The organism is Fibrobacter sp. UBA2449 (assembly GCF_002342555.1).
GTDB lineage: Bacteria > Fibrobacterota > Fibrobacteria > Fibrobacterales > Fibrobacteraceae > Fibrobacter.
The window spans coordinates 257105-271378 of sequence record NZ_DDQF01000006.1 but is presented as its reverse complement, the minus strand read 5'-3'; the positions used below and the strand labels follow the sequence as shown (position 1 = coordinate 271378).

Here is a 14274-nt window from a genome sequence, read left to right as displayed (position 1 = left end):
GTTTGGAATCATCCCGATAAGGCCCGCCTTGATGCTTCCGAACGCAAGAATCATCATGATGGCGATAATCACGAACGACCCGCCGAACGAGCGCAGAAGTCCGCCGACCAGTTTGCCGTTCATTTCGGCGTAGTTCACAACTTCGCCCACGACAGAAGTCTTGGCGTCCGGGAAAATGCGGGCGGCATAAGCGTTTGCGGAATCCAGGTCCTCGACGATTTTGTTGGCATCGTAGCCCGAAAGTTCTATGTGGATGAACGTGGTTTTGTATTCTTCGTCCATGCGTTCAAAGAGCGCGTCTGGGTCCGAAATCTCGTACAGGAAAAGTAATTGCGTGAGCATGTCCTGTGCGTCGGGAATCTTGTAATACTCGATACTGTCAGCGTTCAGCGTGCGGTTCATCTCTTTCACGAGGCGCGTTACCGATTGCACGCGCGGCTTGTCGCCCGAAATTTTCGTGAGCTGGAGCGTGCCGAGTTTCTGTTCAAGTTGCTCGATGCGCTTCATGTTGGCGGGGTCCTTGAGCGCATCCGCGTCATCGAATTCCACCATCACGTTAAAGTCGTAAAGGCTCCCGAGTTTTCCGCTGAGCATGTCCTTGAGCCGCACCACGAAGGGAATCTTTTCGCCCATGGTCTCGGTGTAGTCCATGTTCACATCGATGTGCATCATGCCTGGAACTTGCAACAGCATAATTGCAGCCGAAATCACTGCGACAATAACGCTGTGCCTGCACACCTTGCGCCCGAAGAATTCAAAGAGAATGTCCGCCTTGGTGGCCCCTGCGGACTTTACCTGCGTCGGGTCGGGTTCTGCGTTCTTGCCGAAGCTCATGAGAATCGGAATCAAGATGATGACGTACAGGTAAACCATCGTGACGATGCCTGCCGAAATCCCGCCAATCCAGCGGATAGGGCGAATGCCTGCGAACAGGAACGAAATCAGCGATGCGACCGTGGTAATGACGGTAAAGAGGATGGGCCAGCCCGTCTCTTCGACGGCGCAAATCACGGATTCGCAGCGGTTGCCCGTGCGCCTAAAATGCATGCGAAACGAATTGATGTAGTGGATGGAATAGCCTACCGAAAGTGCCATGCCTAAAAGCACCGGGAGCGCGACCATACTCTCGTCGCCGATAACGCCGAGCCACGCATTGATGCCGAGCACCGAGGCGATGCCGCCGACCGTTGCAATCGCGGGCACCACCACACCGCGCAGCGAACGAACAAACAAGATAAGACATACGAGCATCACCAGGAATCCGAAACCGATGCGCATCGCGCATTCCCGCGAAATGACCTCGTTTTCTTCCATCTCGGTGTAACTCATGCCCGTCGGGAGCATCTCAAACTTGTCACTCTTGAATTCGTCGGAATAGATGATGTCACGTGCATAAGGTGCAATGCTGTCTTTGCCGAAATCGACGCCGCCTTCGTAAGATTTCAGCGAGAGGATAATCCATGTTTCCTTCGCATCGTCTGAGACGATGTTGTTCACGAGCGATTCGCGCGAAAGAATTAGTTTCTTTTTCGCTTCCAGTTCCTGCGGGTCATCTGGAACGCCGCCTTCGAACGGGTCGACGACCTCGAAGCCTTCTTCGTTCGCGACCGGAATCGACAAATTGTGCGTCAGCGAAACAACGCGGTCAGCGTACGGCACCTCGTTTTCGAGCTTGCGCGAAAGCTTGTCAATCGCCTGCAAAACCTCCGGCGCAAACACGTCATCGGCACGCACCATCACCATATAGCCATCGTCGCTGCCGAATTTTTCGTTAAAATGCGCCTGGTCTATCTTCACCTTGTCCCAGTCGTCAAACCATTCCTCTTCGCTGCTCGTCATTTGCAGTTGCGGGAGCCCGAGGCACGCCAAAAAAGTCGCAATTGCCGTTACCAGCAGAATCAACCAGCGAAAACGAACCTGAAAACGCCCTAATCGGGCAAAAACCTTGTTGACACGAGAAACTTGCATTGTAAAAATCCTCTAAAAGCCCCGACGGAGTGTGTTTCCGTCAGGGCTGCTTTTTAAAACACTATAAAAAAGATTCTTTCATTTTAGGCGGTGGCGAGTGCCTTGCCGAGTTCTTGGCAGGCGGCCTTGCCGGCGTCATCGGGTGCGTTCTCGATGGCGAGCGGTTCGGCTACAAGCACGAGCCCGGCGGCTTCTGCGTCAGCCTTCCACGGGTTCATCCATTCGCCGCCACCCCAGCCGTAAGAGCCGAACAGGGCGACTTTCTTGCCATTAAGTGAAGGCTTGACGGCTTCGTAGAACGGCTGGAATTCGGAGTCTTCGAGTTCCTCGGCACCCATGGCGGGGCAACCCAGCGCATAGCGTGCGTATTCGCTCAGTTGATTCTGCGAAAAGTCCGAGACGCTGAACACGTCGGCTTCGGCTCCGGCGGCCTTGGCTCCTTCGGCGACGTATTTCGCCATCAGTTCGGTGTTGCCTGTTCCGCTCCAGTAGATTACTGCGATTTTTTCCATGTTATCTCCTATTTTTGATTTAAAACTTTAGCAGGCTACAGCAAGCATCGGCAGCGAGTAGCCTCGTTCGAAAAGTGAACTCATGACCGAAAAGCACTTCCGGAAGCATTCGAATTTCTTTTCCGATTCGGCGACGTCGCCATACACCTTCCAGTAGCCCGTACTTTTGCAATTTTGCCCGCCATTGGCGATGAAACCCTTGACATCTTCGAGCGGGTATCCCAGAAAAAGCCCGATTTCATGCGGAAAGCAATGGCATTTTGCAATGCGGTGGGTGAGGTTGGCGATAAGCGTTTCCTCGTCGAAATGCTGATAGCCGTAATACCCCATAAATTGACGGATTTCAGTCTCGTTGAACAATTGACTCAACACGTTGCGGCGATAGACGTACACAAAACTGCGTCCGCAGCGTTCGGCAACGACACGCACGAATATGCCCGACGGATTCAGCTCGCGGTTCCAGCGGGCAAGAATGGCACAAAGCGGTTCGTGTTCTGCAGGCGATTTCTCCATGCAGAAGAGGCTACCGACCTTGCGGGCGGCAAGGGTCGGTGCGCATTGGCGAACCAGTTTGTAATCCATCAATCGCTGTGCGGTCATCGTTTTTCCTCTAGAGATTGCTTCGCTTCGCTCGCAATGACAAGACGAAGTTATGCGTTCGAGACTTCCTGAAGTTCCAACATCTTGCTGAACAGGCCGCCTTTCGCCTTGAGCTCGGCAGGGGTGCCCGTTTCGGCGATGTGACCGTCTTGCAGCACTACGACCTTGTCGGCGTTCGCGATGGTGCGCATGCGGTGCGCAATGATGATGACAGTCTTGCCCTTCACCAGTTGCGAAATGCCGCGCTGGATCTTGGATTCGTTTTCCACATCGAGGCTTGCGGTCGCTTCGTCGAGCAAGATGATGGGCGCGTCCTTCAACAAGGCGCGTGCAATCGAGATTCGCTGGCGTTCTCCGCCCGAGAGCGTTTCGCCGTTTTCGCCGATGACAGTGTCGTAGCCCTGCGGCATCTTCTGCACGAATTCGTCGCAGCCCGCAAGTTTTGCCACCTTCAGGATTTCTTCGTCGCTGGCATCGCGCTTGCCGATGCGGATATTGTCCTTGATGCTTGTGTTGAACAGCACCACGTCCTGGAAGACGATGGAGAAATTCTTGAGGAGCGTTTCAGGGTCAATCTTGCTGATGTCCTGCCCGCCGAGCGTCACCTTGCCGCCTTGAATATCCCAGAAGCGTGCCGCAAGTTTTGCCGCAGTCGTCTTTCCGCTGCCGCTCGGGCCCACAAGTGCGGTGATTTCGCCCTGCTTTGCCGTGAACGAGACCTTCTTCAAGACTTGCTTTTTCTCGTTGTAATTGAAGTCGACATCCTTGAATTCGATATCGTAATTCTGCGGAGTGAATACAGTTACGCCATCCTGAGGTTTCATCTGGTCCATTTCGCGGAAACGGCGCAAGCGCACATTCACAAAGAACAGTTCGGCGAGGTTGTTGAACACCAGGAAAACCGGGTTGTAAACAGTCGCCGCGCACACGATGAACACCAAGTAGGTAAACACATCGATTTCGCCCTTGGTCCAGAGGCGTGCGCCCGTAATCAGTACCGTAGCAAGGCCCATCTTGAGAATGCCTTGTGCCGAATTCAGGAACGATCCCACCTTCACGTCGGAATCCATCTGCGATTTTTCGTACTTGATGCAATCCTTATCGAAGTGATTAAGGTAGGCGGCTTCGCCCGAATACGAGCGGATTTCCTGCACGTTTTCGAGACCTTCCTGGATATCTTCCATAATCACGCGGCGGGCGTTATATGAATTTTCGAACCAGCGGTCCTGAATTTTCTTGGAAAGCGCAATGAGCAATGCCGCTGCGGGTACCACCCAGAAAAGTGCAATAGACATTTTCCAGTTGTAGCAGAACAGCATAATGCCAATTATGGTGACGCTTCCGATAGCGGCGAAAAGTTCCGGCACCGCATGCGAGAAAATCATTTCGAGTGCGTTGCAATCGTCCATGATGGTCGAAGTCAAGTCCGAAAGGTTCTTCTTGCCAAAGAACGAGAGCGGCAACTTGCGGAGCTTTTCGGCAATCGAGACGCGACGGCGCATGCTTTCGTCGTACACGCTATCGTAGGTGGCGCTGTACGAGAACCTGTAAATGACAAGCATCACGACAAACAGGACTACCGCAATTCCCACATAGAACAAGGTCCCGTGCGGAGTTTTGCCTGCAAACTCACCGACGCCCATCTGCTCCATCAAAAAGTAAAAGAGCATCATCATCGGGAACATGAGCGAAATAAAGTGCAGAAATGTCCAGATGACGCCACGGACAAACGTGTGCGAGCCTTCTTCCGAAAGAGCAAAAGTATTCTGAACCCACTTATACATTTTCGCCTCCTTCATTATCCTTGGAATTGTCGAGGGTCCACGTGACGGACTGCTGGTATTCGGCCCACATCTTGGCATAAATGCCGTTCTTTTCAAGTAATTCGCTGTGCGTTCCGCGTTCAGCGATTTCGCCATCTTCCACAACGATAATCTGGTCGGCGTTCACTACGCTGGTGAGCCTGTGGGCGATCATCAGCACGGTCTTGCCGGCGGCAAGCTTGTGCAAGGCTTCTTGAATCAGGCGTTCATTTTCGGGGTCTGCAAAGGCGGTCGCCTCGTCTAGCACCACGATGGGGGCGTTTTTCAAGATAGCGCGCGCAAGTACCACTCGCTGCTGCTCGCCACCCGAAAGATAAGTTCCCTTGCTCCCGATAACGGTGTCGATACCGCCGGGCAACTTGTCGATGATTTCGCGGCACTGCGCAAGATCGAGAGCCTTGTTTACTTGCTCGAGAGTCGCGTCGGGCATGCCGTAGCGAACGTTGTCCAAAATGCTCATCTTGAAAAGGCGCGTATTCTGGAACACGAACGAAACGTTCTTCATCAGTTCCTTCGGGTCAATCTGCTTTACGGGAACACCGCCAATAGTAATCTCGCCGCTATCGACATCGAAGAATCTCGGCAGGAGTTTTGCAATCGTACTCTTGCCGCCGCCCGAAGGCCCGACAAGAGCTACCGTATGGCCCGCCGGCACCGAGAGGGAAATATCGCTCAGTACCTGCTTGTCGGTATCAGGATAGGTAAAATTCACATTCTGGAATTCCACATCGAACTTTTGCATCGGCACCGGATTTTCGCAAACCTGCAAATCCTTGGTGCGGGCGATATCGTTGATACGGTCAACCGCGATTCCCGCCTGGTTCGTGGCATTGCTCAGGTACATGCTGCGCATCACGCACTGCGAGAACAGTGGCGTCACCAACACGTAAATCATCATGTTCACGATGGTGAGTTTTACATCGCCGTCGTTACCGATAATGAGCGCTGCTGTCGGCACCAGGAACAGCACGAATCCGTTCACGAGAATCGTGTAGATGCAGTAAGGGACCTTCCAGTTGTCGGAATAGGCTGTGACCATCTTGTGGTAAGTCACGATGCTGTTGTAGAAACTCTTGAACGAAAAAATCGTCTGCTGGAAAACCTTGACTACGGGAATCCCACGCACATATTCCACCGCTTCGGAGTTCATCTCTTCGAGTGCCTGCATGTAGCGTTCCATGAATTTGGTTCCCCTGCGGCCAAGGGTGCCCAAAATGAACAAAGCGTATGCAATAGGTACCAAAGAGGCAAGGCCGAGTCGCCAGTCGAAAACGAACATCATCACAAGCGCCACGATGGGAATCAGGATGGTGCCCGAAATATCGGGCATCTCGTGTGCGACGAAGGTGTGCGTAATTGCGGCGTTGTCGTCGATAATCTTGCGGAGTTTGCCCGTCGGGTTCTTGTCGAAAAATCCAAGCGGCGCGCTCATCAGTTTTTTCATGGCGAATCGACGCAGGTCGCCTTCGAGCCTGAATGCTACCATGTGCGAGCAGGCGAGGGCCGCAAAGTAGAGCAATACGCTTGTGACCGAGGCGAGAACCGCTCCGATGGAGTAGTCGAAAATTTTGATGTTCGTCATGTCACCGCCAGAGATAACCTCGCGGACAATGAGCCACATCAGTAAAAACGGCACGAGCCCTGCGATGGCGCTCAATGCCGAGAGAATCAATGCTAGCGGAAACAGCGGTTTGCGCGAGCCCATGTATGCGTAGAGTTTAGAGAATGTCTTTTTCATAATTATTTTACGCGAAGCGTCATTTGTAATCTTTCGTCTTTCGTCTGTAGGCTCGAAGAGCCGTTCTTTCGTCTAATCAAGCGACGTTTGTCATCCTGTACTTTTTCCTGTATTCCTTGGGGGTCATGCCCATCACATCTTGGAAGGCGTGGGCAAACTTGCTCCCGTTATTGTAACCGACTTCGCCTGCAATCTCGAGAATCCCGCGGTCACTTTCGCGGAGTTCCTTGGCGGCGATTTTCATGCGCTCGCGGCGGGCGTAGGTAAATACCGGCAATCCGAACACGTTCTTGAAGCAAAGCTTCATCGCGGTCACCGGCATATCGAATTTGTCTGAAAGTTCGTCGATAGTCCAGTGATTGTCGATGTTTTCGCAGATAAACGAACGAATGCAGTAGATTTTTTCAATCTGGAGCGAAGAGAGGTTGCATTCGCGGCAGGCGAACTCGCGCTGCGTATCCAGATTCTTTAGGGTGAGCAAAAGCTCCAAAATGGCGAGCCTGCCGTATTCCGCCTGTGTTTTTTCGGGCTTGTTTTCGATTTTTTCGAAGGCGCGTGCCACCTCTTCCTTGGTGTGCACGATAAACGGGCGTCCCGGACGGCACATTTTTTGCGCGAGAGTCCTGAGGTCAAGCGAAAAGCCCGCAAAATGATCCTGGATGTACTTTTCCGATTCATCGTAGAATAAAATACGGTCACCGCAGTAATCGGCAGAACGCGTCAGCGCACCCGAAGTCCAGGCGTCGTAAACCAGCATTTCTCCTGCATTCAGCTGATTGCAGGGGAGCGCTCCGCCCGCCCAACTGATGCGCCCCTTCCGGCAAAATTCAAGAATGAGAAACGGGTCCCTTTCAAGTGTTGTATGGTAGCACCCGACTTTGTGCAACCATTCAATTCCTTTGATGTTTAGCATTCTTTCCTCATAAATCGATTCAGACTGAGTTTGTTAGTCTAATCTTAAAAAGTAAGACAAATCTAACAAGTGGACGAAACTTTGTCAAGGCTAATTTTGTGACGTCAATAGAAAATTTTTATTGCAAAAATGTCTGAATGGAGTGAAAATGGACTAAATGGAGTCTGTATTTCGAGAAAAGAATCCCGGTCTTTTCGGATTTTTCCGCCTCCGTTTGGAGCAGAACTCCCCGGACGACATTTCTAAAATGCTCCGCAAAATTAACAACCGCGGTTTTCCCGCATCTCAATCAAGGAGTATATATGAAAACACGTTTTCTGGCGGCTCTTGCTGTATCGTTCAGCATGCTTGTCGCTTGCGGCGACGACAACTCTTCTTCTGCTAACGGTGATGATGAAAAGGAACTTTCCTCTTCTTCGTCCGAAAAGTCTGGCAATAGCAAGGACAAATCTAGCAGCAGTAAGGCTAAATCTAGCGATAGCAAGGACAAGTCCAGCAGTTCCAAGAAGGAAGACAAGAGCGAATACAAGCGCGAATTTGCGACTTCGATCGCCTCGGGCGAGACGATGTTCATCGGTACGATGTCCCTGGACCACACCGGCGATCTGGGCAAGGACTACATTGAAGTCGGTACCCGTGCAGGTGTTGTCTATTACGACAATTCCCTGTTCATTGCTGACCTTGACGTGGGCACCATCGCCCGCTACAGCCTTGACAAGAACAACAAGATTGGTGGCAAGACCGCGGAACTTTCGCTTGCCGGTGTCTGGGCAAACCATATCTACTTCGTGAACGAAGAAAAGGCTTACCTGGGAGGCATGCTCGACTCGTTGCTCATCATCAACCCGAAGACCATGAAGCGCACGGGTGCGATTGACCTTTCCGAATACAAGGGCGACGATGCGCTCGTGGTAAGCCCGGGTACAGGCGTGATCGTGGACGGTCGTCTCTATGTCGGCCTGTTGCAGAACGTGAGCGACTATGCTACCGGCAATACGGCCCAGGTGGCCATCATCGATGTCGAAAAGGATTCCGTGATTGCCGTGGCCGAAGATGACCGCGTTGCAGCCGTGGGTTCGCTTGATGACTCCCAGAACCATGCGTTCATTGTTGTCGATGATTACATCTACTGCTACAGCAACGCCTCTTGGGGCTACGCTCCGGGCCAGAAGGATGGTTTCTTGCGCATCAAGGTGGGCGAAACCAAGTTCGACAAGGATTACGTTTGGAACGTTTCGGATGAACTCGCTATCAAGGACGTTACCGAGAAGGGAAATTACAAGTACCTTGGCGTAATCAGCGTGCCCAAGGGCGAAATCGTCTATTCTTTCTTGAACGTGATGGTGGACCTGCAACAGGTCTGGACCGACATGGACAGCTACCACAATAACACCTGCAAGCCGGTTGAAATTGACCTTGCCAAGAAGACCATGAAGGCGCTCCCGATTGGTTATTCTTCTAGCTGGGCTAGCTACGGCACCTACATCGAAGAAGATGGCAATGTCATTTTCGCGGTTTCGACCGAAGAAGACGGCAATGCCTATTTCCGTTACAATCCTAAGTCCGAAAAGGCTGAAAAGATCGCTACGGTCGAGCCTATCCCGATGTGGATTGTGCCGCTTAAATAGGCTCTTATAAACCCTTAACCTATATAGTCCTCATAAACACGATGGTCCGTTCCTGCCTAATGGTGGGGGCGGATTTTGTTATTGGTACTGGATAAATCCATTCGGATTTTCAAAGGCCCGTTTGGAGTAGAAAATTAGCCTGAAAATTGCTTAATTGCGCTGCGATGAAAAAGATGTTTTTTTACAAGGCGACAACGCTTGCGATTATTATGGTTGCGTTCGGCGCGATGGCAGCCCGTGCGCAGGATGATGAAATTACCTCGATAGACGATTTTCTGGAAGAATCCGCTCTGGAAAGTAATGCGACAACTGATGACGCAAACAGCGCGACGGCGCAATCAGAAGTATCTGCGGCAAATGCCTCGGGCGTCACGCAGTTGGACGAACTTTCGGTGGAATCTGAAATAGAAGCGGAACAGGCGAAGCAGGCGAAAAAGGCAGAATCTGTCGCGACAATTGACGCGGCCGAGATGCAAAATACAAGCAAGACCGTTTCAAAAGCGGTCAATTCCGCTTCGGGCGTGAAAGTGCGCAAGTCCGGCGGCATGGGCAGCGAAGGCAAAATCAACATTCGCGGCATGGAAGGCAAGAACATCAAGGTGTTAGTGAACGGTGTCCCCGTCGAGACGCAGGGAAACTTGGGCCTTGACGATATTCCTATCGACCAGATTGCGGACATTGAAGTTTACAAGGGCTATGTCCCCGCGCGTTTTGCGACAGATGGAGCAGGCGGTGCTATCAATATCATTACTAAAAAGCGCCCCGCCAATTCGGTAGATGCGTCCTATAGCCTTTCGAGTTTCAATACGCACAAGGCTTCTGTAACGGCAAGCCACGTGATTGACAGCATTGTGGGTGGGGCTGGCTTGGAAGTAGGCGTGTCGGGCTACTTTAACCATTCCGATAACGATTACGAATTCACGTCTCCCTACATGAAGAGTTCTGCGGGCAAGGATACGAGCGTTGTTCGCGACCATGACCGTTATACATCTTACAACGTGCAGGCTTTTGCGAACTTGATGAACGCTTGGTTTGATCAGATTTCGCTTGGTGCAAGCTATGGCGCGTTTGACAAGGAAATTCAGGGCGATGCGAACCGCATTGTGGAAGCGACTGCCGAAGGCTATAGTTTTGGCGCTACATTCGGACTGGATAAGAAGAATTTGTTTGTAAAAGATCTGAATTTTGGTAATCATTTTTCATTTGGTTATAATGAAAATAAGGTTATTGATACGAGCCGCGTGCATTGCCGCAATTGGTACAGTTGCGATACAGCAAAAAAGAATGTGGGTGAGTTATCGATGATGGGGCTCCCGAAACTGAGGACTATTCAGGCGTATGATTTCAACGATTTGCTGAATTTGGATTACCAGTTCATTAAGAATCAGTTTGTTTACTGGAATACGCTTTTCCGGTACCACAAGGAAGATCCCGAAGATGACGTGGGTTCCGAAATGGTCGGATTCAATACGGCAGGCTATCCTGGCAAGACAATTTCGGTGACGACGGGTCTTTCGCTTGAAGACAATTTCTTTGATTCGAGACTCCAGAACCTGTTGGGTTTCAAATTCCATTACCTGAAGGCTGAAATTTCAAATACTTCCACCAGTATGATACAGCAAGCGGTATTGGAAAAGAATGATTATACGGACTTTAGCTACGATGAAAGCTTGATGTTCAGGATTGTAAAACCGCTCGCTATCAAGGGCTCTTACCAGCATGCGGTTCGTTTGCCCACGCCCGACGAACTGTTTGGCGATGGTGTGCGTGTGAGTGCCGCCACAAGCCTCAAGCCCGAAGAAGCGGATAATTTTAATGTCGGCTTGTCTCTTGATTTGCAAGAAATCCCGCTGGTGGCGCGATTCCGGTTTGACGGAGACGTGTTCTATTCCTACTACAAGAACCGCATTCACTACATGGGCTCGGCGCAGATGTCGGTGCCGTATTTCAACATGGACCCGATTCGCGGCTGGGGCTACGAGGGCGATGTGAAACTTGATGTGAATGAATGGGTGTTGCTTGGGACGAACTGGACTTTCCAGGATTTGCGCAATATAGATTACAATGCGAAGCAGGGTATTCTTGAAGATGCGATTATCCCGAACATTCCGCGATTCTTCATGAACTACCTCGCTGAATTCCACATGGGCGATATATTCAATAAGAACGATTTTGTCAAGTTCTGGTGGGCTGCTAACTACACCGATGAATATTATTACGGTTGGAAAATCAGTTCCCGCCAGAGCCGGAAAATAGACGCCTCGTTCACGCAGGATTTGGGCGTGGAATATTCCGTGTGGGATAACAAGCTCGCCTGGAGTTTCGAGGTCGACAACTTTTTGGACGAAACCGTTTACGACAAGTACGGAGAATCTAAACTGGGACGCACTTTTGCAACCAAGATCCGGTACAGTTTCAGGTAGATATATCTAACTTCGGATAGTTTACGCTAACTAAGTTTTTTATACGGAAACTAAGTTGTGTAGCGTAAACTAGTTTGCAAATTTGCAACAATGTTAGTCACACGGAAGCCTTACAGGACTTGGGCTTGAAGTCTGTTTGTTAGTTTGTATGTAGTTTGCATTTTAAGTGAATTTTAGGTAGATTATTATGCAAAGAACAACAAAGCTTTAATGAAGATCTCCGACCAAGTCGGGGATGACATTAGGGCGGAACAAAAGGAGTAAGCTATGTCCGTATGGAAAAATGAAAAATTCTGGTGCGTGGTGGCCGGTGTCGTTGGCCCGACTATCATCAAGAAGATTCTCAAGGCTCCCAAGACCCGCGAATATGCCGTCAAGGGACTTGCCGAAGGCATGAAGATTACTGCCGACGCCAAGGCCGCCTTCCAGGATATGAAGGACGAAGCTGCCGACATCTGCAACGACGCGAAGAAAGAAGCAGAAGCGAAGTAATCCATGAACTTCCGAATCGTTTACGATCAGCCGGGGCGTATCCGCTTTCGGGCGGGGGCCTACGCGTTTGAAAAAATGCATGAACCGCGCATCCACATGGCAAGCGTGAGTGAACCTTATGTCCAGAAAGCGGTAGTCCATTCGGAAAACGGCGGTATTCTGCTGGAATACGAAGACGGCTATCGTGAACAGGTGATTGATTTCGTCCGGAATCTGGACATCGCGAACCTCCCTGAGAGCGAACCCGATACTGAATATCAACTGCAGGAACTCGACACGCAATTCAAGAACCGACTCGCGTTCATGATTGCGCGACGTTACCTGGCCAAGTTGTTTATTCCTGCCCCCATCCGCACGGCACACCTGATTTACAGGGGTCTCAAGTTTGTGGCGAAGGGCCTGAATTGCCTAGGTGAAGGGAAACTTTCTGTCGAAGTGCTGGATGGTGCGGCCATCGGGGCGAGCATCTTGCAGCGCAATTACGAATCGGCTGGGACCATCATGTTCCTGCTGAACGTGAGCAGCCTTCTGGAAGATTACACCAAGGCGCGGACCCGCACCGCCCTTACCGCAAGCCTTGCTGTGAAGGTCGACCGCGTGTGGGTTGTCAAGGACGGCGTCGATGTCCAGGTGCGTATGCAGGATGTTCAGGTGGGCGACCTCGTGCGCGTGCGTTCCGGCAGCATGATTCCGGTGGACGGAACCGTTGCCGAAGGCGATGCGTTCGTGAACGAAGCGACCATGACGGGCGAATCGCAGGCGGTGCATAAGACGGTCGGGAAGTCCGTTTTTGCGGGCACCGTCGTAGACGAAGGTTCCATTGTGGTGTCGGTGCGGGCTGTAAGCGGCAACACCAAGATTCAGAAAATCATTGAACTCATTGACCGCTCCGAAGACCTGAAGGCCTCTATCCAGAGCCGCGCCGAACGCCTTGCCGACGGAATTGTACCGTTCAGCTTTATCGGATTCGGGCTCACGCTCCTGTTTACGCGTAACATTACCAAGGCGGTCTCGATTCTGATGGTGGACTATTCCTGTGCCATCAAGCTTTCCACTCCGATTTCGGTGATTTCGGCGCTGCGCGAAGCGGCCGACCGCAACATGACCGTGAAGGGCGGCAAGTACCTGGAAGAATTCGCGCTTGCCGACACCATCGTTTTCGACAAGACGGGAACGCTCACCAAGGCGGAACCGAAACTCGAACGCGTGATTCCGTTCGGTAACCGCAGCGAAGAAGAAATCCTCCGCATTGCGGCCTGCATCGAGGAGCATTTCCCACATAGCATGGCGCGCGCCATTGTGCGCGGTGCCGCCGAACGGGGAATCGACCACGAAGAAGAACATGCTGACGTGAAGTACATTGTGGCGCATGGAATCGCGACGACTCTCGACGGTGAACGCGCTGTTATCGGTAGCAAGCATTTCGTCGTCGAAGACGAAAAAATTTCGGTGGGCGAGGCGGAACAGAAAAAAATCGACGAACTCGCCGGAGCCGCATCCGTGATTTACCTTGCCATTGGCGGGAACCTTGCGGGCGTGCTTTGCATTAGCGATCCTCCGCGTGACGAAGCGGCCGAGGCCATTCGCATGCTCCGTGAACGCGGAATCAAGCATGTGGCGATGATTACCGGCGACAGCCAGAAGGCCGCCGAACGTACGGCGCAACTTTTGGGCATCGATACTTTCTTTGCGCAGGTGCTGCCCGAAGACAAGCACCGCTATGTGGAAAAAATGAAGGCCGAAGGCCGCCGTGTGATTATGGTGGGTGATGGAATCAACGATGCGCCCGCATTGGCCGCCGCGAACGTGTCGGTCGCCATGAGCGATGCCAGCGACATTGCCCGCGAAACCGCCGATGTAACCCTCCGCAGCGAAGACCTGCGCGACCTCGCCGAACTCCGTACGTTGAGTACGCAGCTCATGGAACGCATCCAGGCGAATTACCGCTTTATCGTCGCCTTCAACACGTCGCTCCTGGCCGCAGGATTCTTCGGAATACTTGCCCCCTCGACCTCGGCCCTGCTGCACAACCTCTCGACCATGGCGATTTGCGCCAAGAGCATGACGCCACTGAAGCAGAATTAGCGAAAAAATGACAAAAAGGTGGTATATCAACCACCTTTTCATCAATATTTTGACTAAAATTTGACAAAATTTTACTAAAAAGGTAGTATATC

At 51.7% G+C, this 14274-nt stretch carries 10 protein-coding genes; 4 read left to right on the top strand and 6 right to left on the bottom strand.

Annotation, left to right across the window (positions count from 1 at the left end):
* From B4B27_RS04465 to B4B27_RS04440, 6 genes are all read right to left on the bottom strand, one after another.
* Nucleotides 1-1968 (bottom strand): efflux RND transporter permease subunit (locus B4B27_RS04465; protein ID WP_290724089.1); only part of this gene is annotated, 1968 nt, incomplete at its 3' end.
* Between the two features lie 83 nt (nt 1969-2051).
* Nucleotides 2052-2480, bottom strand: a complete 429-nt coding sequence (locus tag B4B27_RS04460; protein WP_290724087.1) for a flavodoxin — start codon at nt 2478-2480, stop codon at nt 2052-2054.
* Between the two features lie 27 nt (nt 2481-2507).
* The gene (locus tag B4B27_RS04455; protein ID WP_290724085.1) at nt 2508-3080 is read right to left on the bottom strand and encodes a DUF3793 family protein; all 573 of its coding nucleotides are present in this window, start codon (nt 3078-3080) and stop codon (nt 2508-2510) included.
* Nucleotides 3081-3130: 50 nt separating this feature from the next.
* On the bottom strand, nt 3131-4864 hold the full coding sequence (locus B4B27_RS04450) for an ABC transporter ATP-binding protein (protein ID WP_290724083.1): 1734 nt from the start codon (nt 4862-4864) through the stop codon (nt 3131-3133).
* Complete coding sequence (locus tag B4B27_RS04445; protein ID WP_290724081.1) at nt 4857-6641, bottom strand: ABC transporter ATP-binding protein; 1785 nt, start codon at nt 6639-6641, stop codon at nt 4857-4859. Before B4B27_RS04445 ends, B4B27_RS04450 begins: the two co-directional genes overlap by 8 nt.
* 76 nt (nt 6642-6717) lie before the next feature.
* Nucleotides 6718-7554: a helix-turn-helix domain-containing protein gene (locus B4B27_RS04440; RefSeq protein WP_088637391.1), complete on the bottom strand. Its 837-nt coding sequence runs from the start codon at nt 7552-7554 to the stop codon at nt 6718-6720.
* Between the two features lie 302 nt (nt 7555-7856).
* On the opposite strand from B4B27_RS04440, the gene B4B27_RS04435 reads away from it, so the two are divergent.
* The 4 genes from B4B27_RS04435 to B4B27_RS04420 all read left to right on the top strand — a co-directional run bounded on the left by B4B27_RS04435 (nt 7857) and on the right by B4B27_RS04420 (nt 14182).
* On the top strand, nt 7857-9182 hold the full coding sequence (locus B4B27_RS04435) for a hypothetical protein (RefSeq protein WP_290724078.1): 1326 nt from the start codon (nt 7857-7859) through the stop codon (nt 9180-9182).
* Nucleotides 9183-9346: 164 nt separating this feature from the next.
* Nucleotides 9347-11605 (top strand): TonB-dependent receptor, encoded by a 2259-nt coding sequence (locus tag B4B27_RS04430; protein ID WP_290724076.1) that lies wholly within the window; start codon nt 9347-9349, stop codon nt 11603-11605.
* A gap of 267 nt (nt 11606-11872) precedes the next feature.
* Entirely contained in the window at nt 11873-12097 is a 225-nt protein-coding gene (locus B4B27_RS04425) for a DUF1490 domain-containing protein (protein ID WP_173343342.1), read from the top strand.
* A gap of 3 nt (nt 12098-12100) precedes the next feature.
* On the top strand, nt 12101-14182 hold the full coding sequence (locus tag B4B27_RS04420; RefSeq protein WP_290724073.1) for a heavy metal translocating P-type ATPase: 2082 nt from the start codon (nt 12101-12103) through the stop codon (nt 14180-14182).
* Nucleotides 14183-14274: the final 92 nt, after the last annotated feature.

Bases quoted from the DNA above. Each gene is read 5' to 3' on its own strand.
- B4B27_RS04460 (WP_290724087.1), bottom strand. From the start codon at position 2,480: ATGGAAAAAATCGCAGTAATCTACTGGAGCGGAACAGGCAACACCGAA.
- B4B27_RS04455 (WP_290724085.1), bottom strand. From the start codon at position 3,080: ATGACCGCACAGCGATTGATGGATTACAAACTGGTTCGCCAATGCGCA.
- B4B27_RS04450 (WP_290724083.1), bottom strand. From the start codon at position 4,864: ATGTATAAGTGGGTTCAGAATACTTTTGCTCTTTCGGAAGAAGGCTCG.
- B4B27_RS04445 (WP_290724081.1), bottom strand. From the start codon at position 6,641: ATGAAAAAGACATTCTCTAAACTCTACGCATACATGGGCTCGCGCAAA.
- B4B27_RS04440 (WP_088637391.1), bottom strand. From the start codon at position 7,554: ATGCTAAACATCAAAGGAATTGAATGGTTGCACAAAGTCGGGTGCTAC.
- B4B27_RS04435 (WP_290724078.1), top strand. From the start codon at position 7,857: ATGAAAACACGTTTTCTGGCGGCTCTTGCTGTATCGTTCAGCATGCTT.
- B4B27_RS04430 (WP_290724076.1), top strand. From the start codon at position 9,347: ATGAAAAAGATGTTTTTTTACAAGGCGACAACGCTTGCGATTATTATG.
- B4B27_RS04425 (WP_173343342.1), top strand. From the start codon at position 11,873: ATGTCCGTATGGAAAAATGAAAAATTCTGGTGCGTGGTGGCCGGTGTC.
- B4B27_RS04420 (WP_290724073.1), top strand. From the start codon at position 12,101: ATGAACTTCCGAATCGTTTACGATCAGCCGGGGCGTATCCGCTTTCGG.